The organism is Bradyrhizobium elkanii USDA 76, from assembly GCF_023278185.1.
Classification (GTDB): Bacteria; Pseudomonadota; Alphaproteobacteria; order Rhizobiales; family Xanthobacteraceae; genus Bradyrhizobium; species Bradyrhizobium elkanii.
Map to the genome: position 1 here is coordinate 4402886 of NZ_CP066356.1, position 22485 is coordinate 4425370.

The 22485-nt window shown below is 64.3% G+C and carries 21 protein-coding genes and 1 tRNA gene; 10 read left to right on the forward strand and 12 right to left on the reverse strand.

Annotated features, from left to right (window positions below):
• The first annotated feature begins 17 nt into the window (after positions 1-17).
• Both gatB and JEY66_RS21360 read left to right on the forward strand, forming a co-directional pair.
• Complete coding sequence (gatB, locus tag JEY66_RS21355; protein ID WP_018271958.1) at positions 18-1505, forward strand: Asp-tRNA(Asn)/Glu-tRNA(Gln) amidotransferase subunit GatB; 1488 nt, start codon at positions 18-20, stop codon at positions 1503-1505.
• Positions 1506-3033: 1528 nt separating this feature from the next.
• Positions 3034-3300 carry a hypothetical protein gene (locus JEY66_RS21360; RefSeq protein ID WP_018271956.1) on the forward strand — a complete coding sequence of 89 codons (267 nt, stop codon included), beginning with the start codon at positions 3034-3036 and terminating at the stop codon, positions 3298-3300.
• 45 nt (positions 3301-3345) lie between these two features.
• Here JEY66_RS21360 and JEY66_RS21365 read toward each other — a convergent pair whose 3' ends face one another.
• The 4 genes from JEY66_RS21365 to JEY66_RS21380 form a co-directional block, all read right to left on the reverse strand.
• Positions 3346-4110 (reverse strand): sulfite exporter TauE/SafE family protein, encoded by a 765-nt coding sequence (locus JEY66_RS21365; RefSeq protein WP_026192853.1) that lies wholly within the window; start codon positions 4108-4110, stop codon positions 3346-3348.
• A 71-nt stretch (positions 4111-4181) separates the two neighbouring features.
• Positions 4182-4898 (reverse strand): AraC family transcriptional regulator, encoded by a 717-nt coding sequence (locus JEY66_RS21370; protein ID WP_026192852.1) that lies wholly within the window; start codon positions 4896-4898, stop codon positions 4182-4184.
• Positions 4899-4974: 76 nt separating this feature from the next.
• Positions 4975-6216: an MFS transporter gene (locus tag JEY66_RS21375; RefSeq protein WP_018271953.1), complete on the reverse strand. Its 1242-nt coding sequence runs from the start codon at positions 6214-6216 to the stop codon at positions 4975-4977.
• A gap of 11 nt (positions 6217-6227) precedes the next feature.
• On the reverse strand, positions 6228-6734 hold the full coding sequence (locus JEY66_RS21380) for a PaaI family thioesterase (RefSeq protein ID WP_018271952.1): 507 nt from the start codon (positions 6732-6734) through the stop codon (positions 6228-6230).
• A gap of 186 nt (positions 6735-6920) precedes the next feature.
• Here JEY66_RS21380 and gcvA point away from each other — a divergent pair, with 186 nt between their 5' ends.
• Entirely contained in the window at positions 6921-7823 is a 903-nt protein-coding gene (gene gcvA / locus JEY66_RS21385) for a transcriptional regulator GcvA (RefSeq protein ID WP_018271951.1), read from the forward strand.
• A gap of 19 nt (positions 7824-7842) precedes the next feature.
• Here gcvA and JEY66_RS21390 read toward each other — a convergent pair whose 3' ends face one another.
• Positions 7843-8631, reverse strand: a complete 789-nt coding sequence (locus JEY66_RS21390; RefSeq protein WP_041482662.1) for an AraC family transcriptional regulator — start codon at positions 8629-8631, stop codon at positions 7843-7845.
• 97 nt (positions 8632-8728) lie between these two features.
• Between JEY66_RS21390 and JEY66_RS21395 the strand changes: the two genes are divergently transcribed.
• The gene (locus JEY66_RS21395; protein ID WP_018271949.1) at positions 8729-9637 is read left to right on the forward strand and encodes a DMT family transporter; all 909 of its coding nucleotides are present in this window, start codon (positions 8729-8731) and stop codon (positions 9635-9637) included.
• 425 nt (positions 9638-10062) lie between these two features.
• Here JEY66_RS21395 and JEY66_RS21400 read toward each other — a convergent pair whose 3' ends face one another.
• The 5 genes from JEY66_RS21400 to JEY66_RS21420 all read right to left on the reverse strand — a co-directional run bounded on the left by JEY66_RS21400 (position 10063) and on the right by JEY66_RS21420 (position 14759).
• A complete protein-coding gene (locus JEY66_RS21400) occupies positions 10063-10344 on the reverse strand; it encodes a hypothetical protein (RefSeq protein WP_016843993.1) in 282 nt (93 codons plus the stop codon).
• Positions 10345-10510: 166 nt separating this feature from the next.
• Positions 10511-11077, reverse strand: a complete 567-nt coding sequence (locus JEY66_RS21405) for a hypothetical protein (RefSeq protein WP_244980665.1) — start codon at positions 11075-11077, stop codon at positions 10511-10513.
• A 384-nt stretch (positions 11078-11461) separates the two neighbouring features.
• A complete protein-coding gene (locus tag JEY66_RS21410; protein WP_018271948.1) occupies positions 11462-11743 on the reverse strand; it encodes a hypothetical protein in 282 nt (93 codons plus the stop codon).
• A 197-nt stretch (positions 11744-11940) separates the two neighbouring features.
• Positions 11941-12033, reverse strand: a tRNA-Ser gene (locus tag JEY66_RS21415).
• Positions 12034-12272: 239 nt separating this feature from the next.
• Positions 12273-14759, reverse strand: a complete 2487-nt coding sequence (locus JEY66_RS21420; protein WP_370144253.1) for a transglycosylase SLT domain-containing protein — start codon at positions 14757-14759, stop codon at positions 12273-12275.
• A gap of 370 nt (positions 14760-15129) precedes the next feature.
• On the opposite strand from JEY66_RS21420, the gene dapA reads away from it, so the two are divergent.
• The 4 genes from dapA (at position 15130) to JEY66_RS21440 (ending at position 17652) form a co-directional block, all read left to right on the forward strand.
• Entirely contained in the window at positions 15130-16020 is an 891-nt protein-coding gene (gene dapA / locus JEY66_RS21425) for a 4-hydroxy-tetrahydrodipicolinate synthase (protein ID WP_026192851.1), read from the forward strand.
• Positions 16021-16079: 59 nt separating this feature from the next.
• A complete protein-coding gene (gene mscL, locus JEY66_RS21430; RefSeq protein WP_026192850.1) occupies positions 16080-16496 on the forward strand; it encodes a large conductance mechanosensitive channel protein MscL in 417 nt (138 codons plus the stop codon).
• A gap of 1 nt (position 16497) precedes the next feature.
• A complete protein-coding gene (gene smpB / locus JEY66_RS21435; RefSeq protein ID WP_016843999.1) occupies positions 16498-16971 on the forward strand; it encodes an SsrA-binding protein SmpB in 474 nt (157 codons plus the stop codon).
• 99 nt (positions 16972-17070) lie between these two features.
• Complete coding sequence (locus tag JEY66_RS21440) at positions 17071-17652, forward strand: peroxiredoxin (protein ID WP_026192849.1); 582 nt, start codon at positions 17071-17073, stop codon at positions 17650-17652.
• Between the two features lie 181 nt (positions 17653-17833).
• Here JEY66_RS21440 and JEY66_RS21445 read toward each other — a convergent pair whose 3' ends face one another.
• Positions 17834-18493, reverse strand: a complete 660-nt coding sequence (locus JEY66_RS21445) for a uracil-DNA glycosylase (protein ID WP_016844001.1) — start codon at positions 18491-18493, stop codon at positions 17834-17836.
• Entirely contained in the window at positions 18474-19106 is a 633-nt protein-coding gene (locus tag JEY66_RS21450; protein ID WP_016844002.1) for a LabA-like NYN domain-containing protein, read from the reverse strand. The genes JEY66_RS21445 and JEY66_RS21450 overlap by 20 nt, the downstream gene beginning before the upstream one ends.
• Positions 19107-19466: 360 nt before the next feature.
• On the opposite strand from JEY66_RS21450, the gene rpoZ reads away from it, so the two are divergent.
• Both rpoZ and JEY66_RS21460 read left to right on the forward strand, forming a co-directional pair.
• Positions 19467-19859, forward strand: coding sequence for a DNA-directed RNA polymerase subunit omega (gene rpoZ, locus JEY66_RS21455; RefSeq protein WP_016844003.1), 393 nt, complete (start codon positions 19467-19469; stop codon positions 19857-19859).
• Between the two features lie 210 nt (positions 19860-20069).
• A complete protein-coding gene (locus JEY66_RS21460; RefSeq protein WP_026192848.1) occupies positions 20070-22361 on the forward strand; it encodes a RelA/SpoT family protein in 2292 nt (763 codons plus the stop codon).
• The last annotated feature ends 124 nt before the right edge of the window (positions 22362-22485 follow it).

Below are 22485 nucleotides of genomic sequence, written 5' to 3' on the forward strand. Positions count from 1 at the left end.
TCCGGAAACCGAGATCCATGACTGCATCTGCCGCCCCGCACAAACTGATCAAGAGCGCCACCGGCGATTGGGAGGTCGTGATCGGCATGGAGATCCATGCCCAGGTCACCTCGAACGCAAAGTTGTTCTCCGGCGCATCGACCGCGTTCGGCGGCGACCCCAATTCCCATGTCTCGCTGGTCGATGCCGCGATGCCGGGCATGTTGCCCGTGATCAACGAGGAGTGCGTCCGCCAGGCGGTGCGCACCGGTCTCGGGCTGAATGCGAAGATCAACCTGCGCTCGGTGTTCGACCGCAAGAACTATTTCTATCCGGACTCGCCGCAGGGCTACCAGATCAGCCAGTACAAGTCGCCGATCGTGGGCGAGGGCGAGGTGTCGCTCGAGCTCGACGGCGGCCGCAGCGTCACGATCGGGATCGAGCGGCTGCACCTGGAACAGGACGCCGGCAAGTTGCTGCACGATCAGTCGCCGACGATGTCCTATGTCGACCTCAACCGTTGCGGCGTCGCGCTGATGGAGATCGTCTCCAAGCCCGACATCCGCGACGCCGAGCAGGCCAAGGCCTACGTCACCAAGCTGCGCTCGATCCTGCGCTACCTCGGCACCTGCGACGGCGACATGGAGAAGGGCAATTTGCGCGCCGACGTCAACGTCTCGGTGCGCCGCTACGGCGAGACCGCGTTCGGCACCCGCTGCGAAATCAAGAACATGAACTCGGTCAACTTCATCGGCCAGGCGATCGAGTACGAGGCACGGCGTCAGATCGAGATCATCGAGGACGGCGGCTCGATCGACCAGGAAACCCGGCTGTTCGACCCGAACAAGGGCGAGACCCGATCGATGCGCTCCAAGGAAGAGGCGCACGACTACCGTTACTTCCCCGATCCCGATCTGTTGCCGCTCGAGTTCAGCCAGGCCTTCGTCGACGATCTCAAGGCGCAGCTGCCGGAACTGCCGGACGAGAAGAAGTCCCGTTTTATTACGGGCTTCGGCCTGTCGCCTTATGATGCGAACGTGCTGGTGGCCGAGCGCGAGAGCGCGGAGTTCTACGAGACGGTGCTGTCGGGTCTTGCCGACAAGGCGCGCGACGGCAAGCTCGCCGCCAACTGGGTGATCAACGAACTGTTCGGTCGTCTCAACAAGGAAGGCGTCGAGATCGCAGCCTCGCCGGTGTCGGCGGAGCAACTCGCCGCGATCGTCGACCTGATCGGAGAGGGAACGATTTCCGGTAAGATCGCCAAGGACTTGTTCGAGATCGTCTGGCAGGAAGGCGGCGATCCGCGCGCGCTTGTCGAGGCGCGCGGCATGAAGCAGGTCACCGACCTCGGCGCGATCGAGAAGGTGGTCGACGACATCATCGCGGCCAATCCCGACAAGGTCGAGCAGGCGAAGGCGAAGCCGCAACTGGTCGGCTGGTTCGTCGGTCAGGTGATGAAGTCGTCGGGCGGCAAGGCGAACCCGCAGGCGGTCAACGACCTCTTGAAGTCGAAGCTCGGCATCTGAACAACAGGACAATGATGTTGTCCTTGGCGCATGATCGAACCGGATCATGCTCCCTTGCATGCTCCTTCGTCACCTGCGGCGTCGTCGCGCGCGCGTGAACGCGGCGTGATCCTGCCTCACACCCTCCGTTCACGGTCGCACCAGCGTGATCGGCGCCGAATCGCCGAAACCGCGATTCGTTCGCAAATCCGGTTCGGATGACCTCAAACGAGGCAAAACCCGTCTTACCCACGAAAATTTTTTCGTTGCCAAAAATTACGACTCGGCGTCGGCGACGCGCCGCTTTTCGTCGGCGCTCGCGACTCAACGCAATGACGGTCGCGCGTCGATCGCTTGAATGCGAATTCAAGAAAGGCCTGCAATACAAGCGTTTCCTGCAACGTTGACAAATGCCGATGTCGGCGGCTGTTGGCTTTCTTGCATCGTCGCGCCAATGCATCGCCGATTTGAACGGCGACGCGCGCTGTGCGCGTTGCCACCGCTGCGTCAACACTTCCTTAAGCGGGACACTGTTTTTTTCGGTCTGTTGGTGTATTCGGGAAGCAGTGCATATCGATTCCCGAGTGCACGCAGCGAAGTAGAGCCATCTCACATACTGGAGGGCAACATGGCTAAGAAGGCAAAGAAGGCGAAGAAGGCGAAGAAGGCGAAGAGCGCAGTGAAGAAGACTGCGAAGAAGACCCGCAAGGTCGCCAAGAAGAAGTAAGCCTCTCGCCTCGAGAGGAATGTCGGCGGCTTGACGCCGGCACGTCGCGAGAGCCAGCGGACGGACTGCTGAGAGGCACATCCACCCAAGGCTCTGGCTGACGAAAGAGGGTGTCGGCGAGACATCAGGTCAAACGGCTGGATCGAATTTCGGAGAGGGCAACCTTCCCAAAACCGGTCCGGCAGAAGAAACAGAGATTTCTTCGTTCGGTGCGGAGCCCGCTTGGTTCCGCAATTTCACCGGCGAGAATGCCGAGCTGAAATCTGGTCCTGACGTGTTCGCCGACCCCCTCGTTCCGGCGGCCCGCGCAGTCCGCGCCCGGCAGCCACTTTCCCCATCCCCGTTCCGGATCGACGTTGGGCCTGACGGCCTCGCGTTGCTTTTGTCTGTGCGGCCGGCCGCACGCCGTTCCGCGGCTCGTCAATCGGTCGCACCGCCCCTCCGTCAATTTCGAAACTGATTGCCCGGCAGACCTGCCGGCGCCCGCGGCCAATGTCCGCCATGGTTATCGTTGTCCCAAGCACCAGGGTAAACCGGCGTTCACGAATGCAAGGAAGTGCCTGCGGCACAGGCACTTCTGCGATTCCTGGAAGCGCCCCTGGCGGTTCCGATTTACATCCCGTTCATCGCGATACTTAAACCGCTCTTCAAATTTGATGGGCCATGATCATCCCAACAAGCCGGCAAGACGGCACGCGGTGATCCCAAGGATCGGCGCCGGGCATGATCAAGAGATCAGCCCGGGAATGACAGGGTAGTTTTTAACAGTGGACGGGGGCCGCGCTCGGGGGAGGGTGGCCAACAACAAAAAGGGGAATGAGAATGTTTCAGGGGGTCATCGATCAGGAAAGCGCTGTCCCGGTTGCCGCAACGGCAATCCAGGACGTGCTGTTCGAACGTGGCATGTATTGGGCGAGCGGCCGCTCCGGTGTGGTCAACCTCATCGCGGCGCACAAATGGTTCAACCTGGCGGCGCTCAAGGGACGTACCGACGCGATCGCGCACCGGCGCGAAGTCGCCGAGCAGATGTCCGATGTCGAGATCGCGGCTGCCCAGCGCGAAGCCCGCGCCTGGATGACGACGCACTAAGCAAGGCAGCCGATATCGATGGGAGCCTCGGCTCCCTCGCTCCACCTAGAACCAGTATCGCGCCGCGTAGATCACGGTCATCAGCGCTCCGGCCACGATGACGAACTGCCGGACGATGTGGGCGGGAAGGATCCGGATCAGGAAGCCTCCGGCATAGCCGCCGATCACGGCGCCGAGCAGCATCGCCCAGGTCTCCGGCCACCGCACTGCTCCCTGAAAGACAAAGATCAATGTGGCAGCGAGCGACACGCAGGTCGCGAGCAGGTTCTTCAACGCCTTGATCGCCCTGATGTCGTTGGGCTCGGTGATCGACAGCACCGCGGTCAGGATGACGCCTAATCCGGCACCGAAGAACCCTCCATAGACGCACGCCAATCCCAGGGCGGCACCGCTCGCGCCGGTCGACGACAGGGCCGCGGCCCTCTCGCACCCGACGGTCCATCCCTGGATCCGCGGCGCGAGGGCAAACAACAGCGTTGCAAATGCGATCAGAGCCGGTACCGGCAGCACGAACAGCCGTTCTGGAAGCAGCAGCAGCACGCCGGCGCCGATTGTGCCGCCGAGCGTGGCGACCGCGACGTAGCTGATCGTGCGCCGCGTCGGCGGCGGCAGCTTGCCGCGATCGGCGAGCGCTGCGATCAAATGCCCCGGCGAGATCGCCACCGCATTCGACGCGTTGGCGATGACGGCCGGCAGGCCCGCCGCGAGCATCGCCGGAAAGGTGATGAGCGTCGCGCCGCCCGCCAGTGCATTGATGGTGCCTCCGGCGAGCCCGGCCGCCAGCAACAGAAGACTTGTCTGGGTATCCATCCTTCACCCTCTTGAGGGTGAGCAGGCTAGCGGCGGCGCGCCAATCGGTCTGGAACGTCTGTGACGTCACCTCAGCCGCGCCAGTAGACGCCCGGCGTCGTGCCAAAGGTGCGGCGGAACAGCCGGGTAAGGTGGCTCTGGTCGGAAAAGCCCGCATCTGCCGCGACTGCCGCGATCGGCTCGCCGGCGCGCAGCAATTGCCGGGCAAGATTGAGGCGGGCCAGCAGGCGGAAGGTATGCGGCGGGATGCCGAGCTCGCGGCTGACCATGCGGCTGAACCCTTCGCGGCTTCGCCCGAAGCCGGCGGCAATCGCTCCGATCGGCCCGACGCTCTCGGTCAGTGCGATGCCGAGCTTGTCGGTGCGCCCGGCGGGGTGGGACGGCGCGCACGACAGGATGTCGTCGGCGATCTCGCTGACCTGCCCAGGCGAGATCTCGTCGACGTTGCGCCAACGCTGCCGGAAGCGGATGATCCGCACCGACGAGCGGACGCGGCCCGCTGGAACGTAGGCGTTGAGGCAGACCGTTTCCTCGTCCGACATCGTCATCGGCGCATGCAGCATTCCGGCCGGAATGAGCGCGGCATGACCGGCAGGCACGGTGACGGTCGCGCCGCCGATGCGAAAGGCACGCGAACCCGACAGCACCAGCACGATCTGGCTCTCGTCATGGAAGTGCGGCTTGAGGCCAAGCGAGCCGGCGCCGCGCCACGATGCCAGCTCGACGATGTCTTCCCTGTCGGCTTGCTGATAAGTCCAGGCATTGGTCATGGCGAGGCGAGCGATCACTGAGGTCTCGAACCGATGGGGTGGGTGATCCCCAAGCGTAGCACGGGGGATCACCGCCCGTCATCGGACGTCACCGCTACGCAACCGAGGCGATCGGCGAGGCCGAGCGCATCGTCACTATCGCGATGAGGGCGGCGACGAGGTTGGCGGCTGCACTGATCGCGACCGGAATGAGGTAGCTGTGGCTGATGTCGTAGGCGAAGCCGGCGGCGCTCGGGCCCAGCAGCGTGCCAACAGCGACGCTGGTGTAGAGGATGCCGATGATGCCGCCGACATTGCGGCCGCCGAAATGGTCGGTGACGACAGCGGGCAGGATCGCGACCCAGCCGCCATAGAACAGGCCGAACAGCAGCGCGAAGACCGTGAGCGACCAGAAAGTGCCGGCGATCGCCCAGATCGCCAGCGAGACGGCCATGCCGAGGTACATCGCGACCAGGAATGCATCGCGGCCGACGCGGTCGGCGATGCCGCCGAGAAAGAAGCGGCCGGCGGTGCTGCCGACCCCGATCATCCCGAGCAGCAGCACGGCAAGCGTCGGCGCGACCTGATGATCGACCGCGAAGGGCACGAGGTGCACGAAGGGCACGAACACGCCGAACGCGCTGATCAGGCAGGCGGCATAGAGCCCGGCGAAGCGGGCGGTCCGCACCGCAGCGCGGATCGAGACGCCCTGCCGGAGCGGCGCGCCCGAAACCGTCTCGAGCGGATCGCCGTCCGGTCCCGTGCCGTAACGGCGCGGATCGTCCGCGATCAGCAGCGATGCACCGATCCCGGCAACGGCGGCGACAACGCCCAGCACGACATAGGCATCGCGCCAGCCGAGGCTCGTGATCAGCCAGGTCGCGAGCGGGGGCATCACCAGTGTGCCGACCCCGATCCCGCTGACGGCGAGGCCCGACGCAAAACCGCGCCGCCTGACGAACCAGCGCTGCACGGCGCCCAAGGTCGGAACGTAGGCGCAACCGACGCCGGCGCCGATACCGATGCTGTAGGCGGCATAGACTTGGAGGATGGTCTGGGCCTGTCCCGCCAGCACCATGCCGAGACCGACCAGCACCATTCCGAGGCCAGCGAGCCTGCGTGCGCCCCAGCGATCGGCAAGCGGACCGGAGATCATCCCCAGGCCGAAATACAGGAAGCCCGCGAAGGAGAACACCAGCGACACCGAGCCGCGCGAGGCGCCGAACTCCCGTTGCAGGGACTCGACGAAGGACGAGAACGTATAGGCGCTGCCGAAGCCGATCAATGTGACGACGAAGGCTGCTGTGACGACATACCAGCCGTAGAACGGCTTGGCTCGTTGATAACCAGCGTGCATGACGGCATTCCTCACGATCGTTCTCCCTGTGCCGCGTGACCACCGGTCTTGCTCGGCGGGTAGAGCAGCATCTGCGTGCAGCGAAACAGCGCGATGGTCTTGCCCGTCGCCTCGCTGCGGATCTCGGCGTCCCACACCTGGGTGGTGCGCCCGGCGTGAACGAGGCGCGCCTCGCAGCTGACGCCGCCTTCATGCGCGGCGCCGATGAAGTTGGTCTTCAACTCTCCGGTGGCGAAGCCGTTGGCGCCGTCCGGCAACGACGCGAGGCAGCCGAACCCGCATGCGGTATCGGCCAATGCGACGATGCTTGCGCCGTGCAGCAGCCCGTGCGGCGAGAAGTGTCTTGCTGCAATCTCGAAGCGGCCGCGAATGTGGCCGCGTCCGGCTTCGAGCCATTGAAAGTCCAAGAGGCCGGGCAGGCTGCCGGCTTGCGACGCGTTGATGCGGTCGACGAGCGGGCCGGTCTGGCCGCCTGCAGCGATTTCGCGGAGTGCGAGGTTGTTTGCGACCTCGGTCATGGCATGGCCCCAGCAAGAAAGTGGGATTGCCGGGGGTGCCAGAGAAGATTAGAAAATCTAAGTTCCATGGTTCGACTTTCTCTGCGTTGACGCGGCTTTCAGCATTGGATTAGGCTGATAGAGCGCCCGGAAGGCCGAGTTGGCAAACCAGATTTGCTGGTCAATTCAGATTAGAAAATCTAAATCATGGAAAGCAGGCTACCACCCCTGAACGCGCTCAAGGCGTTCGAGTCCGCCGCTCGCCATCTCTCGGTGAAGCTCGCGGCCGAGGAGCTATGCGTGACGCCGGGTGCGGTCAGCCAGATGCTCAAGACGCTCGAAGCCGATCTTGGCGTGAAGCTGTTCGAGCGGGTGCCGCGCGGCATCTATCTCACCGACGCCGGCCGCGACTATCTGCCGTCGATCCGCAACGCCTTTCGCCAGATCGCGGATGCCTCGCGCCGCGTCGCGGCGTCCGTCGATGTCGGTACGCTGACGGTGAGCGTCACGCCGTTCTTTGCGTCGGCCTGGCTGGTGCCCCGCATGGCCTCGTTTCAGGGCACGCATCCCGAGATCGATCTGCAGGTCGTCACCAGCAACACAGTGGTCGATTTCTCGCGCAGCGGCGTCGACGTCGCGGTGCGCCACGGCCTCGGCCGCTATCCGGGGCTGCGCAGCGACCGCGTCGTCACGGTGGAGATGGTGGCGGTCGCATCGCCGTCGCTGGTGGCGCGCCTCGGGCGACCGGCATCTCCCGGCGCGCTCGCAAGCTGGCCGCAGGTGCACGACGCCGATCGCAAGGGATGGAGCCTGTGGTTTCAGGCCAACGGCATCGCGGAAGTTCGCACGCCGCGCGGACCCTCGTTCGATGACAGCGGCCTTCTGCTGAAGGCCGTGCTGACGGGGCAGGGCGCGGGCCTGCTGCCGGCCGCGATGGTGGCCAATGAGATCGCGAGCGGTGAACTGATCCAGCTGCTCGAGACCGCGCATCTGGAGGAGTTCGCGTACTATCTCGTCTGTCCCGACAACAGGCAGTCGCTACCGAAGATCGCGGCGTTCAGGGAATGGATCCTGGGACCGGTCGCCCAGTCAGCCGCCGCTGGGCGGTAGCTAGCGATCCGGTGGCGGCTTACCGATAGAACGCGTTGGGCGGCACGCCAAAATGCTTGCGGAACATCGCGGTGAAGGCGCTCTGGCTGGCATAGCCCGAATCGAGTGCGACATCGACCACGCGCGCGCCGCGCGCGAGGCGTTCGAGCGCGAACAGCAGCCGTGCCTGCTGACGCCATTCGCCGAACGTCATGCCGGTCTCCCTGGCGAACAGACGATGGATGGTCTTCGACGTCAGCTTCAGCCGGCGCGCCCATTGCTCGGCCGTGGAGCCATCGTCCGGGCGGGCCACCAGCGCGGCGCAGACACGCGCGAGCCTTTCGTCGCGCGGCATCGGCAGATGCAGCGGCAGCACATCGACCTCGCGCAGCTGGTCGAGCAGCACGCGCATCAGGCGCTCGTCGGAGGTCGCGGGCGCATAGTCCAGCGGGACGCGCATCGCGGCAACGAACAATTCGCGCAGCAGCGGCGAGACCGCGAACACGCAGCTGGCCTGCGGCAGATTGGGAGCCGCGTCGGCGTCCACGAACACGGTGCGGATCTTGACCGCGCCGCACATCCGGACCTCGTGCTCGAGATCGGCCACGAGCCACACCGCGCGATTGGGCGGCACCACCCAGGTGCCCTCGGCACATCGCACGACCATCACGCCTTCGATCGCGTAGAGCAGCTGGCCGCGCGGATGCGCGTGCAGGCCGGTCGACGCGCCGCTCGGATAGTCGATCTCCATCGCCGCCATCGGCCGCGCCGTAGCGTGATAGTCGAGGTGTCGCGTGATCAGCTCGTCCAACACGTCTTCATCTCGCATGTCCCAATCTCGCTAGGCGAGGTCATTCTAGCGTGAGACGGACGTTGGCGCGACAGCTAGTTGCTGGTGTGTCCTTCACCAACGCGCTGCCGGGGTCATGTTCAAGCAGAAAGTTGCACTTCTCTATCCCTTCGTTGCCATCGTGCTGTGGGCAGGCAACGTCATCGTTTCTCGCCTCTCGGCGCACACGATCGGTCCGCAGGCGATCACCTTCTATCGCCTGCTGGTCGCCGTGCTCTTGATGTCTCCGTTCGTGGCGCGCGGCGCCTGGCGCAATCGCCATGCGATCTGGCCGCATCTCGGTCCGCTCGCGATCCTCGGCTTCCTTGCGATGTGCCTGTTCCAGAGCCTGTCGTATCTGGCGGCCGAGACCACCACCGCAACCAACATGGCGGTGTTCACCGCGCTGACGCCGCTGTTGACGGTCGCCCTCAGTGCCGCGCTGCTCGGCGAACCGCCGACGCTTGGCATGATCTGCGGCGCGCCGCTGTCGTTTGCGGGCCTTGTCTATCTCGTCAGCGGCGGCGACTTGTCGTCGCTGTTGCAGAACGGCGTTCATGCGGGCGACGCGCTGATGCTGCTGGCCGCGATCGTCTATGCGCTCTACGGCGTGCTGCTGAAGCGCTGGAATCTGCCGATCACCGGATGGCAATCCACCTACATGCAGGCGCTGTGCGCGCTGGCCGTGATGTTTCCCGCCTTCCTCGCGACGCCGGCGGCGCTGCGGCAGGTCAACGCCGAGACGTGGCCGCTGATCATCTATGCCGGCGCGCTGGCCTCGGTCGTGCTGCCGTTTCTCTGGATCCGCGGCGTCGCGCAGCTCGGCCCGAACCGCTGCGCGATCTTCATGAACCTTCTGCCGGTGCTGACGGCCGCGGCCGCGATCGTGGTGCTGGGCGAGCCGGTGAGGCCATTCCACGTCATCGGCGGCGGCCTCGCGCTGCTCGGCGTCGCCTGCGCGCAAGCCTTGCCGCGGCCGGTCAAGACGGCCCGCGATGCGCGATGACGCGCAAGTCGAGGATTGGCGATCTCGACGTTTTGATCGCATGTGAGAGGCCAGGGCAGAATAGGGCGCTACGCTCGGCGATCACCGGTTCGGTGAGACGGAGTGATCACGATGCGTGTTGCCTTGCGCGTATGCTTGCGTATTTCCCTGGCCTTGACGTTGCCGCTTGTGATGCTGTGGAGCTCGTTTGCCGGCGCCGCAACGGCGCATCACCGTCGCGCACGACAGCACCTCATCATTCGTCCAAGTGAACGGGTCGCTCCTCCGGACCGGTACGTATATCCGGGCTTTGGCCCGATCCCGCCCGGCGAGAACCGAAACCTCGATCCATCCACCCGCGGCAGCGGCTGACGTCGTCAGCGCCGCACTGATGCTTCATCGCATCGATCGCGTGCCCGCGTGCGGGAAGTTGGTCAAAGACCGAGCTATGCTGCGTCGGTCACAAGCTGGTGCTGAGAACTCTCGGCGACACGCTTTTCGAGCGTCGCAATCGTTCCCTTGAGATTGGCGTGCCGGTCATTGAGCGACCTTGCCAAGATCGGATACCTCGCGTCCGATCGGTCGTAAATGCCCGCGCGCGCCTCTTCGGTCGCGATATCCGCTTCGATCTGCTGGCAGGCCAGCATGAGGTCGGACAGCATCTTGCTGACCGTCGACTCCCGTCCGCCACGTCCGCGAGCTGTCTCAAAACGATGATGCATGTTCATTTGCGTGCTCCGAATGTCTGAGTTCGGCACATCGAGAACAGCGGCGCCGAACTATTCACGGATACATCGCAAGTTGCCTGCCAGTCGCGGGGCCGTAGGAATACGGTCGGGGCGGTGCGGCGCGGGGTATGCCACCGGGTGGCGATAGTCCGATGGGTCTCGCAGATTAGTCTCGCCGCCACGCCGGAACGCAGGCGCCCAGCGTGACGCGTTTGAAGTCTCGAGCGGCGTCCTGATCTCCAGCCTGTTCGGCAAACCTAACCGCTGCCTCCATGTCCTGAGCGGCGGACGCGCTCTCGCAGAATTGGCTTCGAATTTCAGCCCGGTATCGATATGCCCTGTAGTTCATCGGGTTGTACTGAAGCGCCAGGTTGTAGCTATTTTGCTCCTCAGTGGCGCCTCGGCGCGCTTCATCCGACTGACTGTCGAAGGTGGTTTGGCGATTGAGCGCCTGGAGTGTCCCGAGCTCCGTGTAACGCAGCGACATCGCGCCGAAACTGGCAGGAAGGGCTTCACCCGATGAGGAAGATTGCCTCGCCGAGGTGCGTTCAATTTCGATCTGTTTGTATTTGATGGCGTTGCCGTAGTCCCGCAAGCTTTGGAACGTGCTCGATATTTCGCCGGTGATCGGCGCGAGATAGGCGGTCGGGAGGCGGCGATCGCTCAGCAGGTTGAGGCATGCCCGTATCTTTGCCTGCGCAGGCGAGACATCGCGACATTCCTTGTCAACCACACGCCACTCGTCACGCGAATGCAGTGTCGGCGGCGTCTGCGCAGCAGGCAGAACCAGAACCAGCGCGAAACAGACCGCCAACCTGAGACCGCGACTTGGGCTATCCATCTATTTCGCCTTCAGCCCGATCTCGACCGGCCGGCGGATCATCGAGCGCGCTTCATGATCATTTGATGCCAAATAATCAAGCCGAGGGAAAGCTGAGTTCGTAGATGGACCTAAAAGTGAGGCCGTTCGTGACTGGGAAAGACCGAACGGCCCCAGCCGGCCCGTAGTGCCAAAATGGAAGAAATAGGCCGGCGCTCCAGCTACGGAGCCGCCGGACAATGGTTTCACCGCTGTCTATTGGCGTCGCTACCGTACGCCCGCCGCTGCGGCCGATTGCTATGAGCGCGCAGGGTCGGCCTGACGACAGGTCGTCAAAACAAATGCCGCCTTGCTACATTGCCACTCGCTGCCGAGCGCAGCGCTCGAGACCGGCCGTGGGGCAGCAACGATCGCCAGTGCAACAACCATGCAGGCCAGCGAAGCTGCGACGACGAGCCTGCCTGCTTTCGATGAGAAGCGCTGCCGCAACCAGAAGCCTAAGTCGGAGGATCGGCGAATCTGGGCGTTACGCAGAACCTGGTCGAGATCCTGGAATTGGATGCCACTGTCTTGCTGCATGGCCTTACCCCGGAAATTTTCAGGTGAAAGAAAACAATGCGGGGATCGTGGGCGCGGTTTGTTGCGCGCTCGCTTCGCGGCGCCGGGAATGATGTTTCATTCACGCGGAGGTTACCGCCGTCATACCGGGCGGGCCGACGCCCGAATTGCTCCACGGAGATCCTTGGGGACCATCGTTGGGTAGCCAGTTGTGGGGCTGGCGGAGAGGGAGGGATTCGAACCCTCGATACAGCTTGAGACCGTATGACGCTTTAGCAAAGCGTTGCCTTCAGCCACTCGGCCACCTCTCCAATGGCGCCGATATGCCCGAGTGGGCGCTGAGCCGCAAGCGGCAGATTCAGATTGCGACAAGGTGATTTGAGGGCAGCTCGGCCGTCGGCCTTTCCCGAGCCTTTATACACCGTGCCAATCGGTAGGCAGCGGAACGCGCTGATGTCTAAAATGCAAGATATAACAAATAATTAGCGTGATCTTGGGTGAGGATTGGAAGCGCCCGGCGCCAAGCCTGTTGAAAACCGGTTGCGCCGGCTCATTCCACGCTGGCGCCGCGGCGCAAATCGGCCTCGATCTGCAATTTGGTGCCGCCGCCGAACCGGGCGCGGTAGACCTGCAGGTTTTCCATGATCCGCTGGACGTAGTTCCGCGTCTCCGAGAACGGAATCAGCTCGACCCAGTCGACCGCGTCGACCTTGGGATCGCGCGGATCGCCATAGCGCTCGATCCACTTCCGCACGCTGCCGCGGCCGGCATTGTAGGCGGCGAAGGTCAGGATATAGGAGCCGCGATAGTCCTCGAGCAGGCCGCCGAGTTCGGCGGCGCCGAGCATCGCGTTGTAGACCGGATCGGTCTTCATCCGGTTGAGGTCGAAGCCGATGCCGGCGCGCTTGCAGACGTAACGTCCGGCGTCCGGCGTCACCTGCATCAGGCCGTAGGCCTGGGCCGGCGACACCACCGCCGGATTGAACGCGCTCTCCTGGCGCGCGATCGCGTAGACGACGCTCTGCTCGACCTCCGGCCCGACCTGGCGGAACGAGGGGATGCCGTTGACCGGGTAGGCGTAGTGGTCGAACGGCAGTCCGCGGTTGAGCGCGGCCTTGCCCATCAGCAGCATGCCGCGGGCATCGCCGTGGCGCGCGGTGAGCTCGCCGAGGCCGGCGAGGGCCTCTGGATCGCCATTGTCGCCCATGTCGCCGAAGATCGGGATAGCGAGCTCGCGCGCGTCGATTTCGTAGAGCAGCGCCACCGCGCGCACGATCTCCAGCCGCTCGGCGCCGCGGCCGCGCGGCGCGCTGTTCAGCGCGATCTGCGGCAGGCCGAGCTTGGCGCGCGCGAGCTGCCCGTAATAGCTGGTGGATTGTTCGGCCGCGCGTGCATAGGCGGCACGTGCCTCCTGACCTTGGCCGGCAGCCTCGGCCGCACGGCCTTGCCAATAACCGGCACGCGCCAGCGCGGTCGGGTTGGCGCTGCCGACGCCAATCCGCGCGAAATGCTGGGCGGCGAGGGCGGGATCGTTGAGGAAGCGCAGCGCGATCCAGCCCGAGGTGAATTCCTGCTCGGTCTTGTAGATGTCGCGGGCCGGCAGCGCCGCGTCACGTGCGATCAGATAGGCGGTGCGAAACTCGCTGCTGTCGATCATCTTGCGCGCCAGCAGCCGCCGCTCGATCCACCATTCGTCGACATTGTAGAGGCGAGAGGCTTCCTTCGGCGCACTCAGCATCAGCCGCGCGGCCTCGGCGAATTTCTCCTCGCGGCGGAGCAACTGAATCTTGGCGAACAAATAGCCGGTGTCGCCGGAGAGCTCGCTCGGCACGGCTTCCAGCAGCGCGCGCAGGTTCGAACCCTTGCGGGTGGCGGCGATGCGTGCCTTCGCGAGCGCCACGTAGCCGGAGCCAAGGCGCTTGGCTTCGCGCATGCCGGCGGCCTCGTTGTCGGTGCCGTACAGCATGGTGTCCATGCGTGCCTTGTGGTCGCCGGCAGTCAGCAGCGAGCCGAACAGGTCGAGCGCGGTGTTTTCGGTGTCCTCGCTCATTCCGTCGTTGCGCCAGGCCTCGCGGACCAAGCGCTCGGCATTGCCGCGGTCGCCGCCTCCGATCATCACCTTGGCGAGTGCCAGCCGGCCCTTGGCCGAGACCGGCGATTCATTCTGGAACCAGGTCCAGACCGCGGAGTCGTCGCGGCGGTCGTCCCACAGCGAGGCCTCGATGCGGCGACGCAGGAAGGTCTGCGACGGCCAGCTCGGATTGGCATCGAGGAAAGCGCGGTAGCGCTCGACCGAGGCGCCGTTGTCCTCGCTGCGCAGGATCAGCCATTCGGCAAGCTTGCGCGCGACCGGATCGGAGATCGAAGCCTCGGCCTCGGTGGCGTCCGCCGGCTTGCGCTTGCGCAGCAGCTCGACGACGCTTGCAAGCGCTTCCTTGTCCGACTGCGACGTCGAGGATGTCGCGGCCACGGCCGCAGGCAGCACCGGCTTGCGCGCGATCGGCGCGGCATGCTGGCGGGTTGCCGGAACCAGCGCGGGCGCGGGCACCGACCTGTTCGATACGGTTCCCGTTGCGACCGGAGCGGCCGGCTTGGCCGCGGTGGTCTTGGATGTGTTGGTCTTGGACGCGGTGCCCTTGGATTCCGGGGTCTTCGGAGTCGTTGCCTTGTGAGCTTCGGTCTTGGCAGGAGCGGCCTTGGCCCCATCGGTCTTCACCGCGCCGGACTTGGGCGACGTTGTCTTGTGAGCCTCGGTCTTGTGAGCCTCGGTCTTGTGAGTGTCAGTCTTGGCAGCGCTGGTCTTGGCAGCGTCGGTCTTGGCTGTACTGGCGGCGTCAGTCTTGGCAGCGCCGGGTTTGGTTGCCGTTGATTTTGAAGCCGCCGCCTTCGGAGCCGTGGACTTCGGCGCGGTCTTGGAAGGGGCAGGCTTCGAAGCCGTGTCTTGGGCAGCCGGCTTTGCGGTTGGAGCATCTTCGGCGGCCCAGGCGTCGGCCGTGATGGCGGCAAGGCCGACAACGAACGCCAGGCTCGTCGCCAGCGCCGTCGACCGCAATGTGCCTGCGCGAACGGAACGGATCACAGAAGTCCTCTGCGGCCCCGAATCATCTGGTCGTTTGGGCCATGGGTTCTTATTTGATTGAAAACGTACACAAAATACTAAGAAGCCTGCCGGTGCGGCTGTTTGCGCCAGCACAACGGCAAAATCGCGGCTGGAAACGATTTCGCGCGCCGCAGATTACCGTTGGGAATAGGTACGGTACGGCCCTTTCGCCTGTCGGCCAGACCCGATATGAATTGCCTTTCATGGCGTTTCGCAACAACCGGGTGCCGGTCGCACGGACGTGAAGCGCGCCAACAACAAGGGTCCGTCGACCTAGCCTTTAGCCTGAAGCGTTTGGAGGAAGTCCATGGCAGCCAAGACAAAATTCCGGGGATCATTCACTGCCTTGGTGACGCCCTTCAAAAACGGCTCGGTGGACGAAGCAGCGTTCCGCAGCCTCGTGAACTGGCAGATCGCCGAGGGTACCCACGGCCTGGTGCCGGTCGGCACCACAGGCGAGAGCCCGACGCTGAGCCACGACGAGCACAAGCGGGTGGTCGAATGGTGCATCGAGGAGGCCAAGGGCCGGGTGCCCGTGATCGCCGGCGCCGGCTCGAATTCGACCAAGGAGGCGATCGAGCTCGCCGAGCACGCCGAGAAGGCCGGCGCCACCGCGGTACTGGTCGTGACGCCGTACTACAACAAGCCGACCCAGGAAGGCATGTATCAGCACTTCAAGGCGATCAACGATGCGATCGGCATTCCGATCATCATCTACAACATCCCGCCGCGCTCGGTGATCGACATGTCGGTCGACACCATGAAGCGGCTGTTCGAGCTGAAGAACATCGCCGGCGTCAAGGACGCCACCGCGAGCATGGTGCGGGTCTCGCAGCAGCGCGCCGCGATGGGCGAGGATTTCAACCAGCTCTCCGGCGAGGACGCCACCATCATCGGCTACATGGCCCATGGCGGCCATGGCTGCATCTCGGTGACCTCGAACGTCGCGCCGCGGCTGTGCTCGGAGTTCCAGACCGCCTGGCAGAAGGGCGACGTCACCACGGCACTGAAGATCCATGACAAGCTGATGCCGCTGCACACCAACCTGTTCATCGAGAGCAATCCGGCGCCGGTGAAGTACGCGATGTCGCTGCTCGGCAAGCTGGACGAGAAGCTGCGCCTGCCGATGGTGCCGGTCACCGAAGCGACCCGCCAGGCGGTTCGCGGCGCCATGGTGCATGCCGGCTTGATCAACTGAGCCGGACCGCGACCGCCGTGAACAGTGCCGTGCGTAATGTCGAACAGAAGGGGATGGGCATGCTGAAGGAATTCCGCGAGTTCGCCATGAAGGGCAATGTCGTCGACCTCGCCGTCGGCGTCATCATCGGTGCGGCCTTCGGTGCGATCGTCACCTCGCTGGTCGGCGACATCATCATGCCGATCATCGGCGCGATCACGGGCGGTCTCGACTTCTCCAACTATTTCACCGGGCTTTCCAAGGCCGTCACCGCAACCAACCTCGCCGACGCCAAGAAGCAGGGTGCGGTGCTGGCCTGGGGCAACTTCCTGACGCTGACGCTCAACTTCCTGATCGTCGCCTTCGTGCTGTTCATGGTCATTCGCGCCATGAACCAGTTCAAGCGCAAGGAAGAGGTCAAGCCTGCCGAGCCGCCGAAGCCGTCCGCCGAGGCCGTGCTGCTGACGGAAATCCGCGACCTCCTCAAGAAGAGCTAAAGTGGCCGAGAAGAACGAACGTCCCATCAAGGTCGTTGCCGAGAACCGAAAGGCCCGCTTCAACTACGCGATCGAGGACACGATCGAGGCCGGCATTTCGCTGACCGGCACCGAGGTGAAATCAATCCGCAGCGGCAAGAGCACGATCGCGGAATCCTATGCGGATTCCAAGAACGGCGAGCTGTGGCTGATCAACGCCAATATTCCTGAGTATCTGCAGGCCAACCGCTTCAACCACGAGCCGAAGCGGCCGCGGAAGCTGCTGCTGCATCGCAAGCAGATCAACAAGCTGCTCGGAGCGGTCGACCGCGAGGGCATGACGCTCATTCCGCTGAAGCTGTACTTCAACGAGCGCGGCCGTGCCAAACTGCTGCTCGCGGTCGCCAAGGGCAAGAAGCTGCACGACAAGCGCGAGACCGTGAAGAAGCGCGACTGGGGCCGCGAGAAGGGCCGCCTGATGCGGGCGCGCGGGTAAGGCGGTTGATTTGTGGTCATCGCGTCGTCGCTTCAGCGCAAAACTGCTCCGCAATTTTGTCGCGAGTGCTCGCGATGACGGTGGATGGAGATTTGGGCCATGAGCCAATCGAGCCTTACCGATGTCGACTGGAGCAAGATCCCGGCGCCCACGGATGACGGCGGCGCGGCGCATCTGACCGGCATGACGATCCCGCCGGTCAGGCTGCGTGCCACCGACGACACCGCGGTGGCGCTGTCGGCGCTCAAGGGCCGCACCGTGGTGTTCGCCTATCCGCGAACCGGCGAGCCCGGCAAGATCGGGCTGGTCGACGATTGGGACATGATCCCGGGCGCCCGCGGCTGCACCCCGCAGGCCTGCGCATTCCGCGACCTGTTCGCCGAGCTGAAGTCGGCCGGTGCTGCCCAGGTGTTCGGGCTGTCGACGCAAAGCAACGAGTACCAGACCGAGATGGCGTCGCGGCTGCATCTGCCGTTCCCGGTGCTGTCCGACGACGCGCTGGAAATGACGCGCACGCTGAGGTTGCCGACGATGTCGGTGGCCGGCCTGACCCTGATCAAGCGGCTCGCCCTCGTGATCGACGACGCGCGCATCACGCACGTGTTCTATCCGGTGTTCCCGCCCGACCGGAACGCCGGCGACGTGCTGGCTTGGCTGAAGGCTAATCCGCGGAGGGACTAGAGCAAAATGATGCGATGGGGCGGTCGCAGGTGACGCTGCCAAAATATCGAAAACAACCCCATGCAAAGTAGCCGGCGGCGGCCGGCGTTCGACCAGGCAACCTTGACACGTCGGGCAATTCAGGGATATATTTCTAATATTCCGAAATTGTGCATGCCTCCGCACCAGGGCAGAGCATATGCTAGCCGAGCTCCTTGCGCACGGTCGCGAAGACCTTGCGGAACATATCGGTCGTCAGCACGCCGGTGTTCGTGTTGTAGCGCGAGCAGTGGTAGCTGTCGTAGAGCTTGAATTTGCCTGCGCTATGCACGGCACCGTGCACAAAGGGCGCGGCCGCCAAGCGAACGTCCAGCGCCTTGAGAGTCGATTCGTGGGCGATTCGTCCGAGCAGCACGATCGCGCGCAGCTTCGGCATCGTTGCGATGGTGGCACGGAGGAATTGCCGGCAGGTGTTGATCTCGGCCGGCAGCGGCTTGTTCTGCGGCGGCACGCAGCGCACCGCGTTGCTGATCCGGGCGTCGACCAGCTTCAGCCCGTCGTCCGGCCGCGCCTGATAGACGCCGCTGGCGAAGCCATATTCGAGCAGGGTCGCATAAAGCAGATCACCGGCGTAGTCGCCGGTGAAGGGACGGCCGGTGCGGTTGGCGCCCTGCAGGCCCGGCGCGAGCCCGACGATCAATAGCCGCGCATTCTGATCGCCGAACGATTCCACCGGTGAGTTGAACCAGCCCGGCTCTCGCGCGCGCGCCTGCGCGCGGAACTCGGCCAGCCGTGGACAGAGCGGACAGTTGCTGTCGGGGCGCGTGGCAGCGGCGACGAGGTTACTCGTCGAAATCGTCATCGGCTCCCCGTGGGGCCATGGTGGTCGCGCGCTGCAGGAATTGCGGGGAGTGGTGGCGCGGTTCGCGCGGGGCCGGGCGTTCCGACGGATCGCGGCCGAGCTTGGATTGCAGCTCGACAAGGTCGGTGAAGACGTCGGCCTGGCGGCGCAGCTCGTCGGCGATCATCGGCGGCTGGCTGGCGATGGTGGAGATGACCGTGACGCGAACGCCGCGGCGCTGCACGGCCTCCACCAGCGAGCGGAAGTCGCCATCGCCGGAAAACAGAATCATCTGGTCGATGTGCTCGGCGAGTTCCATGGCATCGACGGCGAGCTCGATGTCCATGTTGCCCTTCACCTTGCGGCGGCCGCTGGCGTCGATGAATTCCTTGGTCGCCTTGGTGACGACGGTGTAGCCGTTGTAATCGAGCCAATCGATCAACGGGCGGATCGACGAATACTCCTGATCCTCGATGATCGCCGTGTAGTAGAACGCACGGAGCAGCGTACCGCGACTCTGGAACTCCTTGAGGAGGCGCTTGTAGTCGATGTCGAAGCCCAGCGTCTTAGCGGTGGCGTAAAGATTCGCTCCGTCGATGAAGAGCGCGATCTTGTTGGAAACAGGTGACGACATCAAAGTGTTCTCGCGTGGTTGTTAGTGTTCTTAGCGCGGCGGTGATCAACCGCGCGCAATTTCCGGCGTTGCTGCCTAAAGTTCTGTGAATCTTTCCCCACGACAGTCACCACCGCAATTATGGTGAGGCGAGGGCAAAAAGCCTAGACCCTTGACATTGCAATGAAGAGATTTACTCGCCTGGGACAGCAACCTAGCCATGTCGTCAGACGCTCCGGCCCTTCTGGCCCCCGTCGGACCGGGTTATCAGAGCCTGTTCGGAAGGCAAATCACAAATTTACCTTGCGAAACGGGGGCTGGGCCTATAACTAACCCTCATAACCTACATGTTCGGTCCCTTTTACCACGGAGCGCCTCGAGATGGCTCGCGTCACCGTCGAAGATTGCATTGACAAGGTCGACAATCGTTTCGACCTCGTCCTGTTGGCCGCGCATCGCGCCCGGATGATCTCGTCGGGGTCGCAACTCACGGTTGATCGCGACAACGACAAGAATCCGGTCGTCTCGCTGCGGGAGATCGCCGATTCGACGATCTCGCCGGAAGACCTGAAAGAGGAGCTCGTGCACTCCCTGCAGAAGTTCGTCGAGGTCGACGAGCCCGAGCCCGACACCGTGCCGCTGATCGGTTCCGCCGGTGCCAGCGTCGACGCCGACGACACCGAGGTGGCGGTCGAGCGGATGACCGAGGAAGAGTTGCTGAAGGGCCTCGAGGGTCTGGCGCCCCCGGAGGAGCAGCCCGAGGAAGACGAGTAAGCTCGCCGTCGTTTCGAACCGATTTGCCGAAGGCCCGGACATTGCTCCGGGCCTTTGCTTTTGTTGACAATTTTGCTGTTACGGTGCGTCCTATGCGGACGCGGGAAATTGAATGGTTCCAGGGCCCGCGCGGGGTGCTGCTTCATTCGAAAGCGCACTAGATTGAGCAAAGGTGGGGCGTTCCGGTCCCGCGCGAGAGGCAACGAGTTCATGGCGTACCGACGCCGAAGTTCCATCCAGATGCAGGCTGCAACCGAAACGGTAGCGGTGGCGCCGACGTCGTCCACGGCGGAGAGGCCGGCCAAGCCGCGGACGCGAATGATGCGACAATATGACCTCGTCGAGCGCGTCCGCTCCTATAACCCCGATACCAACGAAGACCTGCTCAACCGCGCCTATGTCTACGCCATGAAGGCGCACGGCACGCAGACCCGTGCCTCCGGCGACCCCTATTTCTCGCATCCGCTCGAGGTCGCCGCGATCCTCACCAACCTCAAGCTCGACGACGCCACGATCGTGGCGGCGCTGCTGCACGACACGATCGAGGACACCGAGGCGACGCGGGCCGAGATCGACAACGTGTTCGGCCACGAGATCGGCGCGCTGGTCGAAGGCCTGACCAAGCTGAAGCGGCTGGAACTGGTGTCGCGCGAGGCCAAGCAGGCCGAGAATTTGCGCAAGCTGCTGCTTGCGATCGCCGACGACGTCCGCGTGCTGCTGATCAAGCTCGCCGACCGGCTGCACAACATGCGCACGCTGGAATTCGTGCCGCCGGCCTCGCGCCGGCGCATCGCCGAGGAGACGCTGGATATCTATGCGCCGCTGGCCGGTCGCATGGGTATGCACGAGATGCGCGAGGAGCTCGAGGACCTGTCGTTCTTCGTGCTCGATCCCGAGGCCTATGCGGTGGTCAAGCAGCGGCTCGATTCACTGGCCGAGCGCAACCGCAATTTGATCGGCGAGATCGAAACCCAGCTCTCCAAGAACCTGCAGAAGAACGGCATCACCGCGCGGGTGTTCGGCCGCCGCAAGCAGCCGTTTTCGATCTGGACCAAGATGGAGCGCAAGTCGGTCGGCTTCGAGCAGCTGTCCGATATTTACGGCTTCCGCATCATCCTCGACGATGTCGGGGCCTGCTACCGCGCGCTCGGCATCGTCCACACCACCTGGCCGGTGGTGCCGGGCCGCTTCAAGGACTACATCTCGACCCCGAAGCAGAATGACTACCGCTCGATCCACACCACGGTGATCGGGCCGGGCAAGCAGCGCGTCGAGCTGCAGATCCGAACCGAGGACATGAACCAGATCGCCGAGTTCGGTATCGCCGCGCATGCCTTCTACAAGGAGGGCGCGGGCTCGCCGCACGAGCGGCTGAAGCACGAGTCCAACGCCTTCGCCTGGCTGCGCCACACCATCGGCATCCTCTCGGAAAGCGCCAATCCGGAGGAATTCCTCGAGCACACCAAGCTCGAGCTGTTCCACGACCAGGTGTTCTGCTTCACGCCGAAGGGGAAGCTGATCGCGCTGCCGCGCAACGCCAACGTGATCGATTTCGCCTATGCCGTGCACACCGGTGTCGGCAACAGCGCGGTCGGCTGCAAGATCAACGGCAAGTTCGCGCCGCTGTCCTCCGAGCTGCAGAACGGCGACGAGGTCGAGGTTCTGACCTCGAAAGCGCAGTCGGCGCCGCCGTCGGCCTGGGAGGCGCTCGCCCGCACCGGCAAGGCGCGGGCTGCGATCCGCCGTGCCACCCGTGACGCGGTGCGCGACCAGTATGCCGGCCTCGGCCGCCGCATCGTCGACCGCCTGTTTGCCCGCGCCAAGATCGAATACGCCGACGACAAGCTGAAGGGCGCGTTGCCACGGCTCGCGCGCAGCTCGATCGAGGACGTGATGGCCTCGGTCGGGCGCGGCGAGATCAAGGCCTCCGACGTCGCACGCGCGATGTATCCGGACTACAAGGAAGAGCGGCTGGTGCGCTATGGCGCCAAGAAAGGCCTCGCCGCCAAGCTGAAGACGCAGAACCCGCCGCATCCGGCGCGCGCCACCTCGGTGATCCCGGTGCGCGGCATCAATTCCGACCTGCCGGTGAAGTTCGCGCCGAACGGCGGGGCGGTGCCGGGCGACCGGATCGTCGGCATCGTCACGCCAGGCGAGGGGATCACGATCTATCCGATCCAGTCGCCGGCGCTGAAGGATTTCGAGGAGGAGCCGGAGCGCTGGCTCGACGTGCGCTGGGATATCGACGAGACCATGCCGCAGCGCTTCCCGGCCCGCATCCTGGTCCACAATGTCAACGAGCCCGGCAGCCTCGCCCAGATCGCGACCGTGATCGCCGAGCACGACGGCAACATCGACAACATCCACATGTCGCGCCAATCGCCTGATTTCACGGAGCTGACCATCGATCTTGAGGTCTATGACCTCAAGCATCTCAGCGCTATCATCGCCCAGCTGCGCGCCAAGGCCGTCGTCGCCAGGGTCGAGCGCGTCAATGGTTAGACTTCCGCCTGTCATCGGCCCTCATGGTGAGGAGGCGTGTCAGCGCCCTCTCCGGACGATGCTTCGCATCGCTCGGGAACCATGCGGCCCGAGACGGGGCCACATCCTTCGAGACGCGGCGCAG

Bases quoted from the DNA above. Each gene is read 5' to 3' on its own strand.
- gatB (WP_018271958.1), top strand. From the start codon at position 18: ATGACTGCATCTGCCGCCCCGCACAAACTGATCAAGAGCGCCACCGGC.
- JEY66_RS21360 (WP_018271956.1), top strand. From the start codon at position 3,034: ATGTTTCAGGGGGTCATCGATCAGGAAAGCGCTGTCCCGGTTGCCGCA.
- JEY66_RS21365 (WP_026192853.1), bottom strand. From the start codon at position 4,110: ATGGATACCCAGACAAGTCTTCTGTTGCTGGCGGCCGGGCTCGCCGGA.
- JEY66_RS21375 (WP_018271953.1), bottom strand. From the start codon at position 6,216: ATGCACGCTGGTTATCAACGAGCCAAGCCGTTCTACGGCTGGTATGTC.
- JEY66_RS21380 (WP_018271952.1), bottom strand. From the start codon at position 6,734: ATGACCGAGGTCGCAAACAACCTCGCACTCCGCGAAATCGCTGCAGGC.
- gcvA (WP_018271951.1), top strand. From the start codon at position 6,921: ATGGAAAGCAGGCTACCACCCCTGAACGCGCTCAAGGCGTTCGAGTCC.
- JEY66_RS21390 (WP_041482662.1), bottom strand. From the start codon at position 8,631: ATGCGAGATGAAGACGTGTTGGACGAGCTGATCACGCGACACCTCGAC.
- JEY66_RS21395 (WP_018271949.1), top strand. From the start codon at position 8,729: ATGTTCAAGCAGAAAGTTGCACTTCTCTATCCCTTCGTTGCCATCGTG.
- JEY66_RS21400 (WP_016843993.1), bottom strand. From the start codon at position 10,344: ATGAACATGCATCATCGTTTTGAGACAGCTCGCGGACGTGGCGGACGG.
- JEY66_RS21410 (WP_018271948.1), bottom strand. From the start codon at position 11,743: ATGCAGCAAGACAGTGGCATCCAATTCCAGGATCTCGACCAGGTTCTG.
- dapA (WP_026192851.1), top strand. From the start codon at position 15,130: ATGGCAGCCAAGACAAAATTCCGGGGATCATTCACTGCCTTGGTGACG.
- mscL (WP_026192850.1), top strand. From the start codon at position 16,080: ATGCTGAAGGAATTCCGCGAGTTCGCCATGAAGGGCAATGTCGTCGAC.
- JEY66_RS21440 (WP_026192849.1), top strand. From the start codon at position 17,071: ATGAGCCAATCGAGCCTTACCGATGTCGACTGGAGCAAGATCCCGGCG.
- JEY66_RS21445 (WP_016844001.1), bottom strand. From the start codon at position 18,493: ATGACGATTTCGACGAGTAACCTCGTCGCCGCTGCCACGCGCCCCGAC.
- JEY66_RS21450 (WP_016844002.1), bottom strand. From the start codon at position 19,106: ATGTCGTCACCTGTTTCCAACAAGATCGCGCTCTTCATCGACGGAGCG.
- rpoZ (WP_016844003.1), top strand. From the start codon at position 19,467: ATGGCTCGCGTCACCGTCGAAGATTGCATTGACAAGGTCGACAATCGT.
- JEY66_RS21460 (WP_026192848.1), top strand. From the start codon at position 20,070: ATGGCGTACCGACGCCGAAGTTCCATCCAGATGCAGGCTGCAACCGAA.